Annotated in this window: 18 protein-coding genes; 11 read left to right on the forward strand and 7 right to left on the reverse strand. The window is 47.6% G+C overall.

Translation table 11 applies throughout. From position 1 onward, the window contains the following. Positions 1–74: 74 nt before the first annotated feature. Both BQ7480_RS06990 and BQ7480_RS06995 read right to left on the reverse strand, forming a co-directional pair. A complete protein-coding gene (locus BQ7480_RS06990) occupies positions 75–683 on the reverse strand; it encodes a thiamine phosphate synthase (protein WP_022353720.1) in 609 nt (202 codons plus the stop codon). Positions 684–779: 96 nt separating this feature from the next. Beyond that, positions 780–1,061: a hypothetical protein gene (locus BQ7480_RS06995; RefSeq protein ID WP_072542285.1), complete on the reverse strand. Its 282-nt coding sequence runs from the start codon at positions 1,059–1,061 to the stop codon at positions 780–782. A 397-nt stretch (positions 1,062–1,458) separates the two neighbouring features. Between BQ7480_RS06995 and BQ7480_RS07005 the strand changes: the two genes are divergently transcribed. Then, positions 1,459–3,012: an ATP-binding protein gene (locus BQ7480_RS07005; RefSeq protein WP_072542287.1), complete on the forward strand. Its 1,554-nt coding sequence runs from the start codon at positions 1,459–1,461 to the stop codon at positions 3,010–3,012. A gap of 110 nt (positions 3,013–3,122) precedes the next feature. Here BQ7480_RS07005 and BQ7480_RS07010 read toward each other — a convergent pair whose 3' ends face one another. The 3 genes from BQ7480_RS07010 to BQ7480_RS07020 form a co-directional block, all read right to left on the reverse strand. Next, a complete protein-coding gene (locus BQ7480_RS07010) occupies positions 3,123–3,323 on the reverse strand; it encodes a helix-turn-helix transcriptional regulator (protein ID WP_072542288.1) in 201 nt (66 codons plus the stop codon). Further along, positions 3,320–3,784 carry a hypothetical protein gene (locus BQ7480_RS07015; RefSeq protein WP_139255736.1) on the reverse strand — a complete coding sequence of 155 codons (465 nt, stop codon included), beginning with the start codon at positions 3,782–3,784 and terminating at the stop codon, positions 3,320–3,322. The genes BQ7480_RS07010 and BQ7480_RS07015 overlap by 4 nt, the downstream gene beginning before the upstream one ends. Before the next feature lie 618 nt (positions 3,785–4,402). Next, positions 4,403–5,089, reverse strand: coding sequence for a porin family protein (locus BQ7480_RS07020; RefSeq protein ID WP_072542290.1), 687 nt, complete (start codon positions 5,087–5,089; stop codon positions 4,403–4,405). Between the two features lie 325 nt (positions 5,090–5,414). Here BQ7480_RS07020 and BQ7480_RS07025 point away from each other — a divergent pair, with 325 nt between their 5' ends. From BQ7480_RS07025 to BQ7480_RS07035, 3 genes are all read left to right on the forward strand, one after another. Continuing rightward, positions 5,415–6,011: a TetR/AcrR family transcriptional regulator gene (locus BQ7480_RS07025; protein WP_072542291.1), complete on the forward strand. Its 597-nt coding sequence runs from the start codon at positions 5,415–5,417 to the stop codon at positions 6,009–6,011. Positions 6,012–6,475: 464 nt separating this feature from the next. Further along, complete coding sequence (locus BQ7480_RS07030; RefSeq protein ID WP_072543940.1) at positions 6,476–7,747, forward strand: site-specific integrase; 1,272 nt, start codon at positions 6,476–6,478, stop codon at positions 7,745–7,747. Then, on the forward strand, positions 7,744–8,139 hold the full coding sequence (locus BQ7480_RS07035) for a virulence RhuM family protein (protein ID WP_072542292.1): 396 nt from the start codon (positions 7,744–7,746) through the stop codon (positions 8,137–8,139). The genes BQ7480_RS07030 and BQ7480_RS07035 overlap by 4 nt, the downstream gene beginning before the upstream one ends. A gap of 103 nt (positions 8,140–8,242) precedes the next feature. Here the strand turns inward: BQ7480_RS07035 and BQ7480_RS07040 are convergent, their stop codons facing one another. Both BQ7480_RS07040 and BQ7480_RS07045 read right to left on the reverse strand, forming a co-directional pair. Next, positions 8,243–8,578: a helix-turn-helix domain-containing protein gene (locus BQ7480_RS07040; protein WP_072542293.1), complete on the reverse strand. Its 336-nt coding sequence runs from the start codon at positions 8,576–8,578 to the stop codon at positions 8,243–8,245. 93 nt (positions 8,579–8,671) lie between these two features. Beyond that, positions 8,672–8,959, reverse strand: coding sequence for a helix-turn-helix domain-containing protein (locus tag BQ7480_RS07045; protein ID WP_071122342.1), 288 nt, complete (start codon positions 8,957–8,959; stop codon positions 8,672–8,674). Positions 8,960–9,200: 241 nt separating this feature from the next. Here BQ7480_RS07045 and BQ7480_RS07050 point away from each other — a divergent pair, with 241 nt between their 5' ends. The 7 genes from BQ7480_RS07050 to BQ7480_RS07080 all read left to right on the forward strand — a co-directional run bounded on the left by BQ7480_RS07050 (position 9,201) and on the right by BQ7480_RS07080 (position 23,784). Continuing rightward, positions 9,201–9,500 carry a helix-turn-helix domain-containing protein gene (locus tag BQ7480_RS07050; protein ID WP_072542294.1) on the forward strand — a complete coding sequence of 100 codons (300 nt, stop codon included), beginning with the start codon at positions 9,201–9,203 and terminating at the stop codon, positions 9,498–9,500. Between the two features lie 77 nt (positions 9,501–9,577). Further along, on the forward strand, positions 9,578–9,856 hold the full coding sequence (locus tag BQ7480_RS07055; protein ID WP_139247659.1) for a helix-turn-helix domain-containing protein: 279 nt from the start codon (positions 9,578–9,580) through the stop codon (positions 9,854–9,856). Between the two features lie 31 nt (positions 9,857–9,887). Next, positions 9,888–11,546, forward strand: a complete 1,659-nt coding sequence (locus BQ7480_RS07060) for a DUF3945 domain-containing protein (protein ID WP_072542296.1) — start codon at positions 9,888–9,890, stop codon at positions 11,544–11,546. 98 nt (positions 11,547–11,644) lie between these two features. Beyond that, complete coding sequence (locus tag BQ7480_RS07065) at positions 11,645–13,801, forward strand: type IA DNA topoisomerase (RefSeq protein ID WP_072542297.1); 2,157 nt, start codon at positions 11,645–11,647, stop codon at positions 13,799–13,801. A 179-nt stretch (positions 13,802–13,980) separates the two neighbouring features. Then, positions 13,981–14,430, forward strand: a complete 450-nt coding sequence (locus BQ7480_RS07070) for a DUF1896 domain-containing protein (protein WP_072542298.1) — start codon at positions 13,981–13,983, stop codon at positions 14,428–14,430. Further along, complete coding sequence (locus tag BQ7480_RS07075) at positions 14,417–20,206, forward strand: helicase-related protein (protein WP_072542299.1); 5,790 nt, start codon at positions 14,417–14,419, stop codon at positions 20,204–20,206. Before BQ7480_RS07070 ends, BQ7480_RS07075 begins: the two co-directional genes overlap by 14 nt. A gap of 608 nt (positions 20,207–20,814) precedes the next feature. Beyond that, a complete protein-coding gene (locus BQ7480_RS07080; RefSeq protein ID WP_072542300.1) occupies positions 20,815–23,784 on the forward strand; it encodes a T9SS type A sorting domain-containing protein in 2,970 nt (989 codons plus the stop codon). Positions 23,785–23,798 lie beyond the last annotated feature (14 nt).

A 23,798-nucleotide genomic window follows, 5' to 3' on the forward strand; every position in this document is an offset into this window, starting at 1 on the left:
TGCCTTATTTTCTGCAAAAGTACGCCATTTCTTTAAGCCGGACAAACGTTTCCGGCAGAAAATTCATCGGCGGCTCAGTCGGCCAGCCGTTTCAATTTCCTGAAATGAGCGATAAGTTCCTGATAATTGTAATCGGAAGCCGGGTTGAATTTGTTCCAGAGTCCGCCCAGGATGGCAGCTCCTCCGAAGCCGAAGTCTTTTACCTGGAGGATATTGTCCTCGTCCACACCTCCCAGGGCAATCACCCGCTTGTCGATGATTCCTTTGGCAGCCGCCTCACGGATTTCTTCGGACGTGAATCCCGCATGGTATCCTTCCTTGGAGATACTGTCGAATATCGGACTGAGGAATACGTAATCACACATCTTCTTGTCGGCGATGACCTCTTCGAAGGTATGGCACGATGCGCTCACGTGTCCCGAATAATTGTCGGGGACAATCGGGTTGCGGTGGCTCAGGTGGATACCCTTGAGTTTGTACTCCTCCTTCAGGTAGAAGTGGTCGTGTACGACGATACGTTTATGGTATTTTTCGGGGATGAGGGTGAGCAGACGTTCCGCATAAACCGGCGCTGTGTCGGGCTTACGCAGGTGGAGAATGTCCAGTCCCTCGTCAAACAGAGTGGTGATTATCTTGTCCTCCTCTACGAAATAGGTAGGGGTTGTTATCAAAATTAACTTCATGCGATTACACAAATTGTGGCGCAAATTTAGTAACCTCTTTGTAATATTCCTAATGCCCGTGGATATTTATTTTCGTAGAGCCTGTGAATCAGGGGATTACTGGAAAAAGATTCCTAAAAGCAGGAGCAGTAACAAGGTAATCAGCCCCACATACAGGGTGATTCTGAAGGCCTGTTTGCGGTCGGCCTGTTCTTTTTCCTGTGTTTGTTTCTTTATCTTCTCCAGTTTTTCCACGGAAAGAGTTGGAGGAATTTCCGTGTGGCGGCATTCGCCCATTCGCCGGCGCGTTTCTTTCATACGCTCCCGGCTGCGTTGACGGAGTTCCCTGTTTTCCTTGTCCCTCCGCATCATGTCGTGGATGCATCCTAGTGTTCCCATGGCGATTATTATTTTGTGACAAGACAGGCAATGAACATCAATAATAAAATGAGGGTAAGCCCAATATATCTGTATTTCTTGCTGAAAATCGTAGCGATACATAGAATGGCTATCAATAACCGATAGCAGATACTTCCAAGTGTGTCATTGCTCGTAAATACATTCACGATGGTAAAGGCAGCCATCATGAAGAGTATAATATTAAGGATTATCTTAAAAATGTCGTTTATAATTTCGTGTATGTTTATTGTTCAAGTTTTGAATCTATACAAAGATAAAAATTGTTCTTGCAGAAAACAAGTGATGGTCCATCTGATTTTTCCGTTTCCTGTATTCCGTTTGTTTGAATGTTCGTCTAAAATTACTACATTCGCAGTAGAATCAAAATCCAGTGGTTATGAGCAAGCTATATCCGGTAGGAGTGCAGAACTTTGAGAAAGTGATTTTGGGCGGTTACGAATATGTCGATAAAACTGCCTTGATTTACGAGTTGTTTAACACAGGGAGTTACTATTTCCTGAGCCGTCCGCGACGTTTCGGCAAGAGTCTGCTGTTGTCCACCCTCGAAGCCTACGCGCAGGGGAAGAAGGAGCTTTTCAAGGGACTGGCGCTGGAAAAACTGGAGAAGGACTGGACAGTGTATCCGGTGCTGCACATGGATTTGAATACGGAAAAGTATGACACGGAGGCAAGTCTGGAAAACAAGCTGGAACTGACCCTGAAACAATGGGAAGCGGAATATGGCTATAACCCGGACGAGTATTCCGTGGCGACCCGTTTTGAGGGTGTTATCCGCCGCGCATGCGAGCAGACAGGCCGCCGGGTGGTGATTCTCATCGATGAATACGACAAGCCCATGCTGCAGGCCATCGGCAACGAAGCCTTACAGAACGAGTACCGCAGCACCCTGAAGGCGTTCTACGGGGCGTTGAAGTCCATGGACGGCTGCATCCGCTTCGCCCTGCTGACGGGAGTGACCAAGTTCGGCAAGGTCAGCGTGTTCAGCGATTTGAACAACCTGCGGGATATTTCCATGATTGACCAGTATGCGGAAATCTGCGGTATCAGCGAGAAGGAAGTGCATGCCTACTTTGAGGAGGATATTCACGAGCTGGCCACGGCTACGGGAATGAGTTACGAGCAAGCGTGTGCGGAACTGAAAGCCAATTACGACGGCTATCACTTTACGGAAAATGCCGTGGGCATGTACAATCCGTTCAGCTTGCTGAACACCTTTGCCAACCGGCGCTTCGGCAGCTACTGGTTTGAGACAGGCACGCCCACCTACCTCGTCGAGCTGCTCAAGCTCCACCATTATCCGATAGAGGATTTGGAACACATCGTCACCAGCCAGCCGGTGCTGGACAGCATTGACACGGCCTCCACCGACCCGATTCCGGTCATCTACCAGAGCGGATACCTCACCATCAAGGGCTACAACAAGATGTTCGAGAACTACACCCTGGGCTTCCCCAACCGGGAAGTGGAACAGGGCTTCTTCAAGTTCCTGCTGCCCAACTACGCGTCGGTGAGCGTGAGCAAGTCGCCCTACCAGATTCAGTGCTTCGTGGAGGAAGTGATGGCGGGCAAGGTGGACGATTTCTTCGACCGCCTGAAGACGATGTTCGCCGACATCCCCTACGAGCTGGCCCGCGACCGCGAGGTGCACTATCAGAACATCCTGTACATCATCTTCAAGCTGATGGGCTTCTACGTGCAGGTGGAATACCACACGAGCCGCGGACGGATTGACCTGGTACTCCAGACGCAGGACTACGTGTACATCATGGAATTCAAGCTGAACGGCAGCGCGGACGAGGCACTGGCACAGATCCGGGAGAAAGGCTATGCCGCTCCTTTTGCCAAGGACAGCCGCACGGTCTACCGAATTGGCGTCAACTTCAGTGACGAGCTGCGGAACATTCAGGAAGTGAAGGTAGAAGCGCGATGAACTTTTCCTCTTATGGAGGTTGTTACGAAGCGTCTGCCATTATGAGACAGTCTTCATCTGTGCCGTATGCAAATCAAGATTGAAGCAGGACACAGTAGCCAGCCGCAGGCTCAGTCTCCCTCCTCCAGCTGGAAAATTTCGTCTACGGTCTTGCCGAAGTAAGCCGCAATCTTCAGCGCCAGGACCGTGGAAGGCACATATTTCCCTGACTCTATGGAATTGATGGTTTGCCGGCTTACTCCGATGGCCACAGCCAGCTCCTGCTGGGTCATATCTTTGATGGCCCGTTCTACTTTGATTGTATTTTTCATTTTTCAGCCTTTTTAAGTTGATAGAGTTCGTAACGGAATTTCAAGATAAAGAACAGCAGAAAGATATACAGGGTAGCCCAAAGACTGTAAGCATAGGCAAAGCCAAAAAGAAACAGGGTTTCCAGTACAAAGCAAAAGGTCGTAATCCAGAGGGCATACAGCATGGACTGGAGTCGGATTTGCAGAATCATTTCATCTTCCACTTTCTCTTTGCTCAGCGCAATGCACAGCAAGCACACCAAAAGGCCGAGAATCCAAATCTCCATAAAGATGTCCTCGCCCTGAAGCAGGGTGAACCAGACCGTGCCGTCAAGCAATTCATTGTTGGCCAGGCAAGGCATGGGAATGATGATTTCGGGTGCAACTCCCGCCATATCCAGACAAAACATAATCAAGAAAGGGACTAGCAGAATAAGTCCGACCTTCATACAGCTGTGAGGTAACAAAAAATTCGCTTTCATAATTGTAAAATTTAAAGTTAGGTATAGGGGTTTGTTTGTCTGCTTATAAGGATGTCTCAAAGTTAATGATATTTTCCATAAAGTCAAGCATACTTTACATAAAATCATGTATAGTTTACATTATTTAGGATGATTGTGCCACGGGAAGGTACTTTAGGATGCCTCTTTCGGAGAATTTGGAGTAGCCCGGCCTTTTCGGGGCATTACCCGTCGTACCTGCAACACTGCACATCTCGTTCATCCTTTTCATACGGATGGACTTCTACGTGCAGGCGGGAGCGGAGAACTTATTCTGAGATTTCTTCAGGTGCTATAAAAAAATGTGTAAATGGAAAGAAGTTCCGAAAGGAATTCCATCTTTTCCATTTACACAAAATCTCAGGCAGTAGCAGTGCATAATCAATCCCCTTTGCGGCATCGTCTGATATGTTGCACGAATGCTTAAAATCAAAACTATGCCCAATCTGGATAGCCGATATAGTTTATGCCAATGGCCATCCATTCTGTCAATCTATAATCATATCCTGCCGAGACAGACAATGCATATAGCATGTAGCTTTTCTTTTGAGCATACATTTGCAGGCTGCAAAACAATCATACAGCTAAAAGTAAAAATGATTATAAGCCAAACTTATATCCCACGGAAAGCGTCAGCATGTGATAGTGGGCGCCAATCACATCATTCTTGGCTTCTTTGCCCAAGGAGAGGTCATATTGCAGCTTGGCATACCAGTGGTGGATTTCGATGCCTATATTGGAAGATACTCCCCAGTCAAAGCGGCGGGACTCATCGTAAAGATAAAGATTGTCATTTCCCCAGGCATCCTTCCCATACACAAAACCGTCATAATATTGTTCATACATTCCCGGGAGGCTTCCCTCTAGATAGTAAGGATTGCTGTCAAACTTGTTTTTCAGGCAGAAGGCCACGTAGGGTCCCACGCCGAAAAACAGTTTGGTGTCCTTGTTCAGGTTCCATCTGAACTGGGCCATCACTGGTATCTGCAGGAAATGCCTTGTCTGCGACACGTTCTCTATCCAGGTGGAGTTTTCATTGCTGTAGATTCCCCCGTTGGAAATGGAATATCCCCTGAAAGTGTAAAACAAGCCCGATTCAATGCCGAAATGGCGGGTCAGATTGAAATCGGCGGCTACCCCGATTTTCGCAGAAGGTCTCCATTCCTGTCCCCATCCGTATCTCTGTACGGCAGAAATACCCGCTTCGGGAGCCAATGTCACATTTTGTGCGTACACTCCGCACACGCTTGCCATCAGCAGGCAAGCCAAAACTACTTTTTTCTTCATTGTCTTTCGTTTTAATTTATGCGTTACACATTCCGTTTTACGGTTGGATGATGTCTCCGGTACTGTTATCATCTCGTGGCAAATGTATGGATGATATTATTACAATCATCATATTTTGCGTTTTTTAAAATCACATCTACATTGTTTTGCAAATCGTTTGTTTCTTGTCACAGGTTCAATCGGCTGTCTCTCTCTGGCCTCTGGATGTGGTGTGATGACCCTGACCGTTACCTGTGTACCGTTACCTGTGCTTTTCCCACAGATAAAAAAACGTGAAATTTTATGGCCCTGATAATAATTATTATATTTGCAAAAACGTCCTGATATGAAGAATTACGATATTGACCGCATTTTAAGGCCCGCATTCAAATTGTTCTTGATGTATAATTACGAGAGTGTGTCGACGGCTAAACTTGAAGAAGAAACAGGTCTGACCAGAGGAGCTATTTTTTTCAAACATAAGAGCAAGGAAGCGCTGTTCAAGGCTGTGGTCGACAGGTATGTGTTGGAGTTCAAGCCGGGCTTTACGGAAGTGAACGACGTGGACACCTTGAAAAGTTTTATTGATGCGTTTCTGGCAGATACCAGTAGACGAATGGACGAAATGTGCTTATTGGGAATACCCAATGTGCAAAGAGGCTATTTCAACCTGTTGTATCAAGCATTAAAATATTATCCGGAAGCAGACATCAAGATTCAAGCGATGTTTGGTGCAAGCATAAAAATCTGGGAGGACATCCTACAAAAGGCAAAGGAATCCGGCGAAATCAAGCCGACTTGCGATGTGCATAAAACGGCATTGCAATTCAGGTATCTCTATTCCGGCATGGCTTTTGAAGATAGTTTCTCCAAAGGTTTGAATCTGGATTCGCTAAGAGACTTGTATTATTCTCTGTATGACGAACTGAAAAATGAAAAGTAGGGTATGAGGGTGTCTCTCCCTGGAACAGATAAGCGGAAAACGCCTTGAAGGAGTGAGGAATTCTTCCAGGTGTTTTCTATGTTTCCCACAAGGAAAACGTATGTTTCCCTGCCGGAAAGTACATATAAAAAGTGTTTGAGAGAAGAATGAGGAAAGTTTACTGGTTATCAGTTACTTTCCTCATTTTGGTTAAAAGTGGCGAGGACAGACGAAGACGGGAATACGACAAGATGAGACAGAGGAACGTTACCTATCCGTAACCTATACCCCAAATGGTGAATGTTGAGGTTCGGAAGAATAAGGAAGGTTACGAATTGAATTTGAACGCTCTGATTTATAGTGAGTTACTGATGAGTAACGTAAGATTTTTGGTTACGAACCAAATTTGCCGTGTTCTGCCGTGAAATGCGTAGCAAGAAAAGACTCTTCATGTATTAATTTTGAACGCAAAAATGAATGACGTTATGAAGAGTACATTTTCAATTATCTTCTACCTCAAAAGACAGGTAGTAAAGAAAGATGGTACAGTTCCAGTTATGGGACGTATCACAGTGGACGGAACACAGGCGCAGTTCAGTTGCAAGACAACTGCCAATCCAGATTTGTGGGATACCAAGGGCGGACGCATGATAGGTAAGAGTATGCAGGCTTTGGAAGTGAACCGCAAATTGGACAAGATGCGTGTGAGTATCAGTAAGCATTATCAGGAGATTATGGACAGGGACAACTTCGTCACTGCCGACAAGGTGAAGAACGCCTTTCTTGGTTTGGAGTATCGTTGCCATACACTGATGAAAGTCTATTTCCAAAGCCGTGATGAAATGGAAAAGCAATATAAGGCTGGCATAAAGTCTTTGAGCTCATTCACAAGATACAGAATAGGATGTGCCTATGTCGGTGAGTTCTTGCAATCGCATTATCATGTCAAGGATATTGCTTTGAAAGAGTTGTCGCTGCCTTTTATCACGGACTACGAGACTTTTCTCAGAACCGAAAAGCACTTGAAGATAAACTCTGCGATGGTGTTTGTCCGCAATCTCCGTGCAATGGTATTCCGCGCCATAGATAATGAGTGGCTTGTAAAAGACCCTTTCAGACGATATGAGTACAAGGAAGAAGAGACGACAAGGGAGTTCTTGACAAAAGAAGAGATTCGCTTGCTCATGGAAATACCAATCACCCGAAAGAAGATGAGCATGGTACGTGATTTGTTTCTGTTCTGTTGTTTCACTGGTCTCGCCTTCATAGATCTTTATAACCTGAAGGAAGAGAACATCAAAACGTTCTTTGACGATGGCGAGTGGATAATAATCCATCGACAGAAGACGGGAACTGAAGCCGACATCAAGTTGCTTGACTATCCCAAGCAGATTATGGAAAAATACCGTGGATTGTGTGAAGACGGTAGGGTATTTCCAGTACCCAACTACAAAAGTTGTATGGATTCGCTCAAAAGACTGGGCAAGAGATGCGGCATCACCAAGCCGCTGTCCTGGCACCTATCCCGTCATTCGTTCGCAACCTCGGTTTGCCTCTCCAACGGAGTTCCAATAGAAACCGTGAGTTCAATGCTTGGTCACAAGAACATAAAGACAACCCAGGTGTATGCCAAGATTACCAAAGAAAAATTGAGCAAAGACGTGGAAAAGTTGTCTCAGCAGATTAATAACATTGAGGAATTCACGTTTGGAAATGTTTGCAACGACAATACTAACACTATAAATGGCAGAGTATGAAACGACAAGTGATAACAATACAAGAAGATATGGTCATCTACGCCCCACATCATGGTGAGGTGTGGATGACAGTTTGGGAGATTGCCGAACTGTTGAATGTAACGGGGACAGCAGTGAAGAATACCATCAAGCGCATTTGGAAACAAAGTGTGCTGAAAGACTTCCAGCATTCTCAATACATCAAACTTGAAAATGAATATTCTGCGCATGTCTATGATATGGAAGTGATTATCGCCATAGCACTTCAAATGGATACATACCAAGCCTTGTTGTTCAGACAATGGTTTATAAGTAAGGTTGTGAACCGCAAGGATTGCCAAGCAGAGCAAGTAAAACACGAGTATCCGATGATTATTGTGATGAACGGAACGATGCCAAGAGGTGCAAGTTAGAATTTCTCATCTTTTAATAAGATTCCTACACCTTTATAATATAATAGCGTACAGGGGGAACGATTTTTGTCGTTGTACCCTGTACGCTATTTTTGTTTCGCTATTATGAAGCAGTACCCTCCCCTTGTGAAACAGTGCCGTCGATTATCGGCTTGCGGTAATTACCAGTGAGAAGTGCTTGTATCTCGGATTCCGGATAGAGGGTTTTGCCACATAATATAATGTAGGGCAAGATGCCTTGTTTGCGATATTCCTGCAAGGTGCGGCGACTAAGCTTCAGGAACTCGGAGAGTTCCTTGTCGGTGAGGTATCGCTCCCCGTCCAAAGGTGGGTTGTAGGACTCGATGAATGAGGATAGCCAGTTGTTGGCTTTCTTCAAGGATTGCATGGCGGTGTCTATCGACTTGCTCTCATGCGTAAGAAGTTGGTTCATGTTCATTGTTTACAATTTGGATTAAGTGGTGAATATAAAATGTGTTGGCTCGCCCATGGTAAAGTTTTTGGCTTTGCCTTGGACGAGTTTGGTCTTATGCTATACCGATTTGATTCTGGCGATAAGCGGAACGATGGCTTTGACCTCTTCGGGGCAGTAATAGAATTGGCGACCTATCTGGGTATGCCCCAAGAAACGGCGGTCACGAAGTTTTTGTAAGGTGCGCTGGCTGATGCGAAGTTGCTGGCAGACCTCATGACCTGTAAGCCATTTGTTCAGACGCTTGCCGTTAGCCTTATGCTTCAGCAACTCAACTTTCTTTACCAAGGCATCGTATCTTGCCATCATCAAGTCGAATGCCTTCTTTTCCATTGTTACTACTTCCATATTCTCTGTTTTATTGGTTCAACAAATTCGGGTGCAAAGTTAATGTGTGTATGTAGAAAAACAATGAAAATGAATAACTGTGGCAGTGCTTTTCTGGGGTTTGCCGACCGCTTGGCAAGAAAAATCAAGAAAATTATACGTGGGTCATTAATGAGTTGTTAAACGGATATTTCGCAAATGATTAATTTTGCCACCGAGAAATCAAAACAGCAAAGTTTGTAACATTTAAAACGGAATCAAAATGGAAGTAATAACAATGGAAAGTTCAGCCTTTAAGATGCTGACAGAACAGATTGCCGACGTGGCAAAGTTGGTAGCTCTCATATATTCCAATGCGAGAGAAAATACCAAAAGAAGAAGTATGGAACTTGTGCTGACAAGCAGTGATGCAGCAAGAATACTTGGGATAAGCAAGCGAACCCTGCAGCGCTTGCGCTCTACCAACAGCATCGAGTACTTCATGGTGCGCGGACAATGCAGATACAGCATCAACGCTGTACAGAAATTGATTGAGGAACGAACCATTGCCAAGGAGACATGAGTATGGAAGATGGAACATTGAGACGATTGGAATTATATCTGCATGACCTGCACAAGAAGATTGACGGCATCTATGACATGCTGATGTTGAGACATGAGCGAAGCGGAGAGGACAAGGGATGCTCTTGCATCAACGAGAGATTGCTCGACAACCAGGATCTCTGTCTTCTGTTTCAAATCTCTCCCCGTTCCCTGCAACGCTACCGCAGTCTGGGAGTGCTTCCCTACAAGCGGCTGGGACAGAAGACCTACTATACGGAGGAAGACGTGAAGCAATTTATCAAGAACAACGTGAAGGATTTCAATCAAGAGAATGTGGAGCATTATTTGACTCGCATTCACCAAAAATTCAAATAACAAAAGTATTCACCATTAAACATTTACAATTATGGTACAAAAGAAAAAGAGTGATGAACAGGACGTGCTGGTAGTCCGTGACGAGAAGACGGGCGAGATCAGCGTCGTCGCCGGACTCAGCAGAGACGGCACACCGAAGCGAGCACCCGCCAAGGCGGAGAACACGTCCGACTTCCTGCGTTTTGACCGCAACAGTGACTTGATGGACAGTTTCTTTAGAAACTTCTACCGCCAGTGCAAGGAGCCAAGCCGATTCGGATTCTACCGCATAGCGGCAGACCAGGTGGGAAACCTGCTTGGAGTGATGAAGGAGTTACTGAAAGATCCGGAGGCTAACAAGGAGATTCTTTCCGCCCACAAGGTTGACACCTCCAATTATGAGAAAGAGGCAAAGCAATCGGAAGGTCAGGCGAAAGAAACCGCATCATCGGACGATGCGTCCAAGACGCAAGCTAACACAGAAAAAGAGAATGTACCATCTGAACAAACCAACGAAAAAGAGAACGACATGGAACAGAAACCAGAACAGACCGCAACCGAACAGCAGGCACAGACCGCTCCGGGTGTAAAGCAGAACCTCATTAGTGGTAACGATGTGAACCTGCAGGAACTTGGTGCCAAATATGGCATAGACTTCAACAGTATGAATGAGAAGGATATGAAAGCCCTGCTCAACTACGGCAAGACAGGGCTTGTGATTGTGAAGCCGACCTTCGGCGGTGAACAGATAGAGATACAGGCCCGTCTGTCATTCCGCAAGGACGATAACGACCAGTTGCAACTCGTGCCGCATTTCGTGCGCAACGAGCCTAAACTCGATGTCGCTTACAAAGGCTATACCTTCACTCCAGAGGACAAGAAGAACCTGTTGCAGAACGGCAACCTCGGAAAGGTAGTGGATTTCCCCGACAAGAATACAGGTGAGCTGCGTCCTCATTTCATCAGTATCGACCGTCTCACCAATGAGATTGTTGACATCCCGACCAACAAGGTGCGCATCCCCGATACCATCGGCAAGACACCTATTACCAAGGACGATAAGAGAGTGCTCTACTCAGGTATTCCGCTTCGCAAGGAGATTGAGCTTGCCAACGGGCGCAAGTTTACACCGCTGCTGCAGGTGAATGTGGAACAGCGTGGCGTGGAGTTCGTGCCTGGCAGCACAAGACAGGCGCAAGGTCAGAAACAGAATGGAGACAAGAAGCAAACCGCTGACAAGCAGGAGCAGAAGGCAGAAGGTGATGCGGGCGGTCAGAAGAAGCAGCAAGATCCCAACCACTGGCTCAATGAGGACGGAACCATCCGCCGACTCAACACCTATTTCAAGAAGGAACTGACCGAGCAGCAGAAGGACGACTATGTGGCAGGCAAGACCATCGAGATCAAGGAAGTGCCGAACAAGAACGGCAGCGGTACCTATACCGCCTACGTAAAGTTCGACTTCGACAAGATGCAGCCACGTTCCTACCGCAACAATCCAGACCTCAAACAGGCGAAGGAACAGATTCCGACCAATGAGAACAAGGTACAAGTCGCCGTCAACGAGCAGGGCAAGACCCATGAGGCGACCAAGCACACCAAGGATCCGCTGAGTCCGGGACAGTCTGCGCCAAAGAACGAAAAGCAGCAGAAGGAACAGAACGCAGAGGAACAGAAGCCAAAGAGAAAGGCAAGAAGCGTGAAGATGTAGTTGCCGCCACTTGATCCACAGAGTTAATCATCCATCATAACAACCGACATCTTCGGCCGTCTATCCCACGGTTGCGGATGTCACAAAAACAACAGACAATGAAGACAATCATCGCAGAGAAACCAAGCGTAGCCAAGGAAATCGCCCACATTGTGGGAGCTGACAAGCGTGAGGAAGGCTATATGCAGGGCAATGGCTATTATGTGACATGGGCATTCGGACATTTAGTGCAGCCTGCCATGCCGGAAACCTACGGTATGAAGGGATTCCATGCAGAGAATCTGCCTGTGATTCCCGACCCGTTCGTTCTTGTTCCCCGACAAGTCAAGACTGAGAACGGCTACAAACCAGATGCAGGTGTGCTTGCCCAGATTAAAATTATCGGCAAGCTGTTTGACAGCAGTGAGCGCATTATCGTAGCAACCGATGCCGGACGTGAGGGAGAGTTGATTTTCCGATACCTCTATGTGTATCTCGGTTGCCAGAAACCTTTCGACCGTCTCTGGATCAGTTCGCTTACGGACACCGCCATCCGTGAGGGACTTCTGAACCTCAGGGATGGCAAGGAGTATGACAATCTCTATCATGCAGCCAAGGCACGAAGTGAGGCAGACTGGCTCGTCGGCATCAACGGCACACAAGCCCTGACGATAGCCGCAGGACGTGGCACCTATTCCGTAGGTCGTGTGCAGACTCCGACCCTTGGCATGGTGTGCGAACGCTATTGGGAACACAAGCGTTTCGAGTCGAAACCGTTCTGGCAGGTACACTTCGGTGTGGTTGATGCAGACAGTGGCAATATACTGAAGTTCACATCTGCCAACCGATGGACAGACAAAGGCACCGCAACCGATATATATAATAAGGTGAAAGATACCGGTTCTACCATCATCACAAAGGTAGTAACCAAGCGAAAGGTGGAGAAGGCACCGCTCCTTTACGACCTCACCACCTTGCAGAAAGAAGCCAACTCCCAGCATGGCTTCACGGCAGAGCATACACTCTCCATCGCCCAGAAACTCTACGAGGCAAAGTTCATCACCTATCCAAGAACATCAAGCCGCTATATCTCGGATGATGTATTTGCCACCCTTCCCAAACTCTTCAAGAATCTGGAGAATCATTCGGAATATGGAGAAAAAGTGAAACTCTTGCCTGGCAGTGAGGACTACAGCAAGAACAGCGTGAATGCCGCCAAGGTGACCGATCACCATGCCCTGCTCATCACAGAAAATGCAGCCATTGGTCTTTTCAAGGACGAGAAGATCGTTTATGACATGATATTGTGCCGGATGATTGAAGCGTTCTCGGCAGACTGCATCAAGGACATCACATCAGTATCGGCGCAAGTGGATCATGAAGTTGAGTTTGGCATCAGTGGCTCCATCATCCGACAGACTGGCTGGCGAGCGTTGTCGCTCAAGGAAAAGAACAAAAGGCAGGACAAGGATGCAGACGCAACCGACAATGAGGTCAGGGAGCAAGTCATTCCCAACTGGCAAGAAGGACAGCATATCACTCTTTCTGGCTGCACCATCACGGAGGGCAAGACCAAACCAAAGCCATTGCATACGGAATCCACATTGCTTGCAGCAATGGAGACCGCAGGCAAAGAGATAGAAGATGATACGATGCGCCAGGCAATGAAGGACAGCGGTATTGGCACACCTGCCACACGTGCCGCCATCATCGAAACCCTGCTCAAACGAGAGTATATGGTGCGCCAGCAGAAGAAACTTGTGCCGACAGAAAAGGGACTCGCCCTGCATTCCGTGGTGAAGAACATGGCGATTGCCAATGTGGAGATGACGGGCAAATGGGAGGCGGAACTTGCCAAGATTGAACGAGGTGAAGCAAGTGCAGACGGGTTCACCCATAGTATCGAAGGCTATACCCGTGAAATCACTGCGGAATTGTTAGGTTGTGACAGACTTTTCAGCCACAAGGATTCCGGCTGCCAGTGTCCTAAATGCAAGCAAGGTACCATGCAGTTCTTCGGAAAGGTAGTAAGATGCAGCAACAAGGAGTGCGGTATGCCAGTGTTCAAGCAGGTAGCAGGAAAGTTGCTCACTGATGCCGACATCACCGACTTGCTCACCAAGGGCAAGACCAGAACGCTCAATGGTTTCACCAGCAAGCAAGGCAAACCATTCTCCGCAGCCATTGCCTTTGACGAGAATTTCAACACGAAATTCGTCTTTGCAGAGCGCAAAACAGCAGAAAAGCGAGGAAATGTGAAGAGATACAAGAAATAGTTTGTACCTTTGCCACCGAAACATGGTTCATAAATGGTGTCTTGATTCAGGATGCTTTTATTTACTGTGGATTAAGTGGCGGCACTCGGAGGGATACCGAGTGCCTTTTCTTGCTTTCACACAAACACCAACCGCCATCCACGGTTTATTATTCACCACTTAATCCATTCAACGGACAAATGAACAGAAAGAAACAGGCACAGACAGAGCTGTCCTATTACGGACTGTACCTCTTGAACCACCTCAGAGAGAACCGTTTTCCACAAGCCAGCGATGCGGACTTTATCCGCGAACGTGCAGACCATGCTGCAGAAGTATATGAGCAGGCACGGCGTGATGCCCTCTTTGCCGATGCGGCACAAGAGCTTGCCATGTCAGCATTGCTGAAAGGTCTCCGCTTTTCCAAGTACAGCATCCTGTATGATGTTGTTGACAGTGAGTTTCCCCTGGAGGTAGCAGTAGAAGACCAGGAAGCGTTTGTCAAGCACCTCCTGCCTTTGGTTGACAACGTGTATTCCATTTACGACCTCACCGATGACGATTTTGCCCAGTCACCGGACTACGACCGGCTCTATACAGAGCTGACGGGAGCCGTTGCCCTTTTCATAGAGTCAAATGGCGTACAATAGAAAACAACGGCTGAACGACAACATCAAGGCGATAGAGACAGCATTCATCCTTGACAGGGAACAGCGCACGCCGACCGCCCGTGAGCGTCTCCTTCTGGAGCGTTATTGCGGATTCGGTGGATTGAAGTGCATCCTGAACCCTGCCAGGGAACTGGCGGATGCCGTCCATTGGGCAAAGTCAGACCTTGAATTGTTTGCTCCAACAGTGGAGCTGCATAGACTTATCCGTGAAAACAGCAAGAATGAAAGCGAGTACAAACAGTTGATGGACAGTCTGAAACAGTCCGTCCTTACGGCATTCTACACGCCGTCAGCCGTTACAGAGGCTCTGACGGATGTGTTGAAAGAGCATCAGATCATCCCCGAAAAGGTGCTTGAGCCCTCGGCAGGCATCGGAGCCTTTGTCGATTCCGTCTTGGATAACAATCCCAAGGCAGACATTATGGCGTTTGAAAAAGATCTGCTTACAGGAAAGATACTCCACCATCTGCACCCGGAGCAGAAAGTGCGCATAGAGGGATTCGAGAAGATAGAAAAGCCTTTCAATGACTACTTCGACCTCGCCATCTCAAATATTCCCTTTGGCGATGTTGCCGTGTTTGATCCGTCCTATACAGCCATGAAAGGCATGAGGGCACTTGTCACCAGACGCATACACAACTACTTCTTTGTCAAGGCTCTTGATACGGTAAGGGATGGTGGGTTGGTTGCCTTCATCACCTCACAAGGCGTATTGAATGCCAAAAACAACAGTGCCGCGCGTTTTATGATGCTCTATCATGCAGATCTCGTATCAGCGATTCGTCTTCCCAACAACCTGTTCACGGAAAATGCCAATACGGAAGTGGGCAGTGACCTCATCATTCTGCAGAAAAATACCCAAAAGGAGTCGCTGCGAGGAGACGACAACCTGCTTGATACTGTCTATAATGACGAGAACCGCATTCCGACTAACAACTACTTTCTGGAGCATCCGGAACGCATTATCCATACAACAGCAAAGTTGGATACCGACCCATTCGGCAAACCTGCAATGATATACACGCATGAGGATGGTGTGGAAGGCAGTGCAGAGGATTTACGAAAGATGCTCCATGAAGACTTTAAGAAGAATCTCAATTTGAACCGATACTTGGGGATTGAGGGAACAATGTCTGAGGAAGTTAAGGAGGTTGAAGAAACAGAAAAGATAGAAAAAACAGAGAAGATGAAGCCTTCCATTGAGGAAAAGCAGAACGATACGGTAGTATCCTTGCAAAAGCAGGAAAAGCCTACTGATGATGCAGAGCTATCCCAAAAATCCAATCATCAGCAGCCACCAGTGCAAATGACGCTGTTTGACCTTTGGGGAATGGAAGAAGAAAACCGTCTGACTGTCCATGCTACAAAGAAGAAAGCAGAGATAACAGTGGGTGCTGTCGCCAAGAAAGTGTCAAGGAAGAAAGCAAGTCCGTTGGTAAAAAGCGTCAATCCGACTTTTGAAGTTGTGACAAAGCCTGTGGAAAAAGAAGAAAAGCCTTCGTTGACAGATGCAAAAGAGCAGGAAACAGCACAGGAGACAAAACCAATCCTGCCTGGGGATGAGCCATACGCAAGCATCTCTTGGGAAGAGAATCCGCCAATCAACGGCTTTTACGAGATGATGATGACCATGGCTCCCGAAGACAGGGTGCTGCTGCGCCAAAAGGCGGAACAGCACCGTCAGGAACAACTCAAGGCTTTGGGCGTTGAAGATACGCTTGATCCGAAGTTCAAACCTCCGATGGAACCGATAGAAGTTCTCAAAGTTCAAATCGGGCATGGACATTCGAAAGGGAATGAGGCAAAAGAAGATTCCAAGACTCAGAGCACATTGAAAGAAACAAATCATGAGCGGGAACAGCAAAAAGAGCAAGAAAGAAAGCGGGAAGAGCTGGCAAAGAAGAAAGAGAATGTTATGAAGCCCCGTCCATTTGATGAGAAACTGGAAAGTTTTCATCGTGAGGGTTCTATGGTGCTCGACTCTGCCGGAAACATCGGTGTATTGAAAGACCTTACCAAGTATGGTGCTACCTTCATGCCGTTGGATCTGAATATGGAGCAGAAAGAAAAGGCTGTCCTGTATATCGCCCTCCGTGATGCCTATCAGAAACTTTACACCTATGAAGCGGAAGAACAGACGGAAAACAAGCAGATGCGTGAGAGTCTGAATGTCTATTATGACGCTTTCTTCATCCGCTTCGGCAACCTCAATGCCAAGCAGAACGTGAAGTTCATCCTCATGGATGCCTCAGGGCGCGACATGCTGTCGTTGGAACGGGTGGAAAACGGACATTTCACAAAGTCAGACATCTTCGACCACCCGGTCTCTTTTTCGCTTGACGAGGTCAGTCATGTCGATTCTCCAGAGGAAGCGCTCACCGCCTCGCTCAACAAGTTCGGCCGTATCGACTTGCCGTATATGACTGAATTATCGGATATGCCGGAACAGGAACTGACGGAAGCGCTTAAAGGGCGCATCTATTACAATCCGCTCATAGACGGCTACGAGATAGCCGACCGCTTCATTGCTGGCAATGTCATAGAGAAAGCGGAGCGTATAGAAGAATGGCTGAAGGAAAATCCCGACCATGCAATCGTGAGGGAGTCGTTGGATGCCTTGAAGGCAAGCATTCCCGAACCGATAGCCTTTGAGGACCTGGACTTCAACTTCGGTGAACGTTGGATACCTACAGGTGTGTATTCCGCTTACATGAGCCACCTCTTCAATACACAGGTCAGCATCGTCTATTCCGACAGCATGGACGAATATTCGGCAAAATGCAGTATGAAGACCATGGCCATCACGGATGAGTATATGGTGAAGGGATATTACCGCCACTATGACGGCATGAGTCTTCTGAAACATGCCCTGCACAACACCTGTCCCGACATGATGAAGAGCATCGGCGAGGATGAACACGGCAACGACATCAAGGTGCGTGACAGCGAGGGCATACAGCTTGCCAATGCCAAGATTGACGAAATCCGCAACGGGTTCACTGAATGGCTGGAAGAGCAGTCAGACTCCTTTAAGGAACGCTTGACCACAATGTACAACCGGAAGTTCAACTGCTTCGTGCGTCCGAAGTATGACGGTTCTCACCAGACCTTCCCCGGCTTGGACTTGAAAGCCCTTGGCGGAAAGTATGGTGTCAAGAGTGTGTACCCAAGTCAGAAGGACTGTGTATGGATGCTTTTGCAGAACGGCGGCGGGATATGTGATCACGAGGTCGGTACTGGCAAAACCCTCATCATGTGCATGGCTGCGCATGAGATGAAACGTCTCGGTATGGCTCACAAGCCGATGATTATCGGACTGAAAGCCAATGTCGCGGAGATAGCTGCCACCTATCAGACAGCTTATCCCCATGCGAGGATACTCTATGCCTCGGAGAAGGATTTTTCCACCAAGAACCGTGTCAGTTTCTTCAACAACATCAAGAACAACGACTATGACTGTGTAATCATGTCGCACGACCAGTTCGGGAAGATACCTCAATCGCCAGAACTCCAACGGCAGATATTGCAGGCGGAGCTTGATACCGTGGAGGAAAACTTGGAAGTGATACGCACGCAGGGCAAAGACGTGTCGAGGGGAATGCTCAAAGGCTTGGAAAAACGGAAGTTCAACTTGGAGGTGAAGTTGCAGAAGATAGCCTACAGCATCGAGCAGCGCACCGATGATGTGGTGGATTTCCGCATGATGGGCATCGACCACTTGTTTGTGGACGAGAGCCACCAGTTCAAGAACCTCATGTTCAATACCCGTCACGACCGTGTGGCAGGACTCGGCAACAGCGAGGGGAGCCAGAAGGCACTCAATATGCTCTTTGCCATCCGAACCATACAGGAGCGGACAGGCAGAGATCTGGGAGCGACATTCCTGTCGGGAACAACTATCAGCAACTCACTGACAGAGTTGTATCTGCTTTTCAAGTACCTGCGCCCAAAAGAACTGGAGCGTCAGGACATCCGCTGTTTCGATGCGTGGGCGGCAATCTTCGCCAAGAAGACTACCGACTTCGAGTTTAACGTCACCAACAACATCGTACAGAAGGAACGTTTCAGATACTTCATCAAGGTACCGGAGCTTGCTGCTTTCTACAACGAGATAACCGACTATCGCACGGCGGAGGCGGTTGGTGTGGACAGACCAAAGAAGAACGAGATCCTTCATAACATACCACCGACACCCGAGCAGGAGGACTTCATCCAAAAGCTGATGGAGTTTGCCAAGACGGGTGATGCCACCATCCTCGGAAGACTGCCTCTGTCGGAAACGGAAGAGAAGGCAAAGATGCTCATTGCTACGGACTATGCCCGAAAGATGGCTCTCGATATGCGCATGATAGACCCGACTTGTGAGGACCATCCCGACAACAAGGCGAGCCATTGTGCGAAGATGATAGCCGACTATTACAAACGCTATGACAATTACAAGGGCACACAGTTCGTATTCTCAGATCTGGGAACATACCGACCGGGCGAATGGAACGTGTATTCAGAAATCAAGCGCAAGCTGATAGAGGATTACGGCATACCGTCGTCTGAAATCCGCTTCATTCAGGAGTGCAAGAACGAGAGGGCAAGAAAGGCGGTGATAGCAGCTATGAACGAGGGATCGGTACGAGTATTGTTCGGCTCCACATCCATGTTGGGTACAGGTGTAAACGCACAAAAACGGTGTGTGGCTATCCATCATTTGGATACACCGTGGCGGCCGTCAGACTTGGCACAGCGTGACGGTCGAGGGGTGCGTGCAGGCAACGAGATTGCCAAACTGTATGCCGACAATAAGGTTGATGTCATCATCTATGCGGTGGAAAAGTCGCTTGACTCGTACAAGTTCAACCTCCTGCACTGCAAGCAGACATTCATTTCACAGTTGAAAAGCGGAGCCTTGGGAGCGAGAACCATTGACGAGGGAGCGATGGACGAGAAATCGGGCATGAATTTTTCAGAGTATATGGCTATTCTCTCCGGAAATACCGACTTGCTTGACAAGGCGAAGCTGGAGAAGAAGGTTGCTTCTCTGGAGGGTGAGCGCAAATCGTTCAACAGGGGCAAGCGTGACTCAGAAACAAAATTGCAGTCAAAGATGGCAGAGCTGGGCAACAACAAAGCCTCTCTCAAGGGAATGACCGAGGACTACGGCAAGTTTATGGGCAAAGCCAAGAAAGACAAGGACGGCAACATCCTCAACCTCATCACTCTTGATGGTGTGGAGTCCACGAACTTAGAGGTTATAGGAAAGCATCTGCAAATGTTGGCGGAGAAAGAGACAACTGGCGGACAATACAAGCGGATTGGAGAAATCTACGGATTCCCTGTCAAGATTGTCAGCAAGACAAGTTTCGAGAATGGTCTTCCATTTGTTGACAACCGCTTTTTTGTCGAGGGCAATTACAAGTACCAGTACAACTACGGTCACATTGCCAAGTCGGACCCGATAGCAGCGGCAAACAACTTTCTGAATGCCTTACAGAAGATACCAAGCTACATTGAGCAGTATGATTCAAGATGCAAGGCTTTGGAAAAGGAAATACCGCAACTGGAAGAGATAGCTGGCAAGACTTGGAAGAAAGAGGAAGAACTGAAAGGTCTTAAAGCGGAACTGGCGGCGTTGGATAGAAAAATACAGTTGGAATTGGCACCACCACAGGAGCAAGATACTGCAGAAAAACACGAAACAAAGAATATAGAAACAGAACAAAGCATAGTTGGAAAACAAGCACGCTCCGTCTGTCGGTTATGACACCTAATTATATATAGGGGTATCTTGATGTTTTTATCATAATAAGATACCCCTGTTTTTTACATGAAATCTCAAATTTGTAAACATAACCCCATCATAAAAAATGAATAGCAAGTATTCCTGCTGAGTTTATCAAATCAGGTCCATTGTTGTTGATGACGACTCTACCATCAGCTCATATATACCTTTCCGACACAAGCATATAGTGTTTTCATTTGTACCCCGAATGTGTACAGTTTCAAACCATGATTTACATTTTAACATAAGAAACTGAAGCCGTGACCATTTGTGAATTTTTGCCAAACTAACTCCAGTACATACAACAGATGTAAAAGATTTCTGCAAAATTGACCGAAATCATAAGAAAAAACACCAAATCAGCAAATTTCTTAAAGATTATATCCGTTTCTTAAGATTATTTTTGTATATTTGCAGCATTAGTTTGGTGGTAAAGCCTATTGGCCTGCCACGTGACAATAGGACCTTACGGAGCAAGCCTATATCACAATTCTTCTCCGTAGCAACAGTCCGTTCTCTCTCACTGGTCTCTCCCTGCGCGGCAGAGGCATACGTTTTTATATTTTTCAAACACTCCAAATTGACAGCGCATGAGAAAGTTTACTTCTTTTTTACTGTTAGGCTTCGCTATCGGCAGTTTCGCGCAAACGCCCGGAGGAGTCAGCGGAAGCGAACTGTGGTTCAAGACTGCGCCTTTGAACTCAGACCTGCAAGGTTATTACCGTTGGCAGGATTTCTCTGGGGATTCCATACGGCTGATGCTATTGGACAGCCGTGGCGTCAAGTCTGAACTTACTCTTCCGAACAGTTCAGTCCATTACTTCAACTTTAATCCGAGTCTCTGGCTCGCAGACGGATTTCGTAGTCTGAGTGCCAAACTCAAACACGGCAACCTCTCGCAGGCTACCGTCATCGGTGTCTTTGCACCGGAACTGGCAACCATCGGCAAGGATATGGTTGTCTATGCTCTTGACGGCCGAAAGGGCGACGGAGCCATTCTGAGCAAGGACAAAGCCGTAAGGGGTAGAGGTGTTGAACCACTGGACTATGGTTCAGCATCGGGTGAAGACCTGCTTTATCAATCAAGTGATTCTTTGTCCGAGAACGGTTTTAAGGAAAGCGCTCTGCGAGTTGTGTCCTACTTCAAGGTAAGCAATCCTTCAACAACATTGTGGGGAGACAACTCCAACACCACATTATTCATCGGAACCCCTTCCACCTCTGGCAGTTTCGGTACGGATTTCCCGACCTCGCTCTTCGGTAATGCTTCCATCCGTGGATATGCCCCTGAGCTTATTGTGTTCAGCAGGATGCTTACACCCGATGAGCGCAGAAAAGTGGAGAGCTATCTGGCGGTAAAGTACGGCATCACCCTCAAAGGCTCGTATCTTGACAGCGACGGAAACCTGACTTGGGATATGGCGGAGAACCAAGCCTACCACCATAGGGTCACAGCTGTTGGAACCGACATGGCAGGAAGTCTCTCCCAGCCGCTTTCCGCAACATCATATGAGGAAAGTCCGGTGTATGCGGCCTTGAAGGAGAACGGAACTTATCATGACGCAAATCCATACAACCCTTCATCCGCTTCCCGTCTGCTTGTCATGGGACGTGAAAACGGCAATCCGATGCCGGACAGAGGCTTTACTTTCTGGGGCGACGATGATGTGGCACTTGCAACATATACCTCACCTACAGATTCCCTGTGGCATGTCATGAAACGTACATGGATGGTCAAGACCAACGTGCCGTCAAAGCCCGACAGTACAGTGGCAAGATGGACTGCGCAAGGACTTGAAGTGTCAAGGAATGGCTTTACAGACAATATCATCCAAGAGAAAGCCGCTTCCGGAGCTTATGCCACGACCCCAGCCCTTGTTGGAGGTGGCGGTGCTTTTGAGTTCACCTGTCCGACAAGTCACCCGACTTTTGACGTTGGCTTCGGAAGTATCGGTGGCAGCACATGCAAGTATGGATTCCGGTTCACCAATGCTGGAGTTGTTTATCCGATCATCAACGGAGCGGTCTCAAATTCATACATCGCCACGGATGTTGACGGAACGGACATTTCCATCCGCAAGGAAGGCAAAAACATCTATCTGCGTGTTGACGGAACAGGAAGTGCGGCAAGAACCATATCCCTTTCGGATGCAACTGACACAGACACAAATGTGGGCATTATCCGAACGGAAGGAGCAGAGTCCGCCTTGAACATGGCAGGCTTGAGGACAGGAGGAATAGATGATGTCGGTTATATGGCAGAGTTGAGCTATGACCTCACACCGGACAGGGAATTCTCAGACTATTGCCGCAAGCGTACCGTCATGCTCATAGATCCAAGCGGTGAAGGTGATTTCGACATCAACAGCAATAGTAACATAAGATGCTCCAAGCCTGATATGACAAGGGGCAAGACCATATTCCGCAATATCCTATGGGATGCAGACGGAAGCGGAAGCGATGTGTTCACATTCGCCTATTATGACGGCATTTCCTATGATGCCACTCCTACGCCGTCAAGTTGCGAGAATGGAGTTCCACGCAATGACGGGTATATCGACATCGGCATCAACATCGGTACACCAGTCTATTCCTATGTGCTCAGCGTTGACACCGTTGCAGGAAAAGTAAAAGGAGAAACCATTGCCAGAGGAACATTCTTCGGTGACACGCATAGAATCACGAATCTTGCCCCCGGCGCCTATGCGCTGTCCGTATCACAAGGTGGAGGCAACGAGATTTATGCCACTGGCAATGCACTCTACACCTCATACTCACATGACACCAGGACCTATCTGTCTGGCGACATCTCATGGACGGTGAACGATACAAAATCAAACTACCGTGTGGGATTGGAGCCAAGCCTCACGGACGAGATCACCCAATATGGCTTCGACATGCGGGGCGACAAGGCGCATATCATAACCGGTGGATATACAAGCCTAACCAAATATGTCACCATCAAGCCTGGCGATGTGCTCAGTGTTACAGTCCGCAATATGCAGGTCACATACAAGTTGAACGGACAGACCGTGCATCATGAATATGTCTGGTCACTTCGTGCATGGCGGTTCTGCATCAAGTACGGAAAGGGCGAGACACATATCACAGACCTTACCGTAAACGGTACGCCTGTAACCTCATTCACCACAAGGGGCAACGTGCAGATAGAAACACCCAAGAAGTGTACGACAACGATGACCGTCTATGTCGGCAGCGAGTGTGATGCAAGTATGCCTAACGGAACACAGGCAAGGGAGAACCATGTGGGCAGCTCGGACAGACAGGCTGACAATACCTTCATTTCTGGAGAAGACGAGGATTTCACTGTCAAGGGCAACGGTTCTACGACAGGCATCTACGAGGCTAAACTCACACAGGACAAGCCTTCTGCAGCCACATTGATGGTGTTTGACGTATCAGGCAAACTGGTGGTGTCACGCCAAATGACAGGCGAAAGCGTCAAGCAAGCCGACTTCAAGGTTCCCGCATCGGGTGTGTATGTCGTGAAGGCAATCTCCGAGAATGGGGAGCATACAAGGAAAATCTCAGTAAAGTAACTTAAAGGAAGATA

The organism is Bacteroides mediterraneensis, from assembly GCF_900128455.1.
Classification (GTDB): Bacteria; Bacteroidota; Bacteroidia; order Bacteroidales; family Bacteroidaceae; genus Phocaeicola; species Phocaeicola mediterraneensis.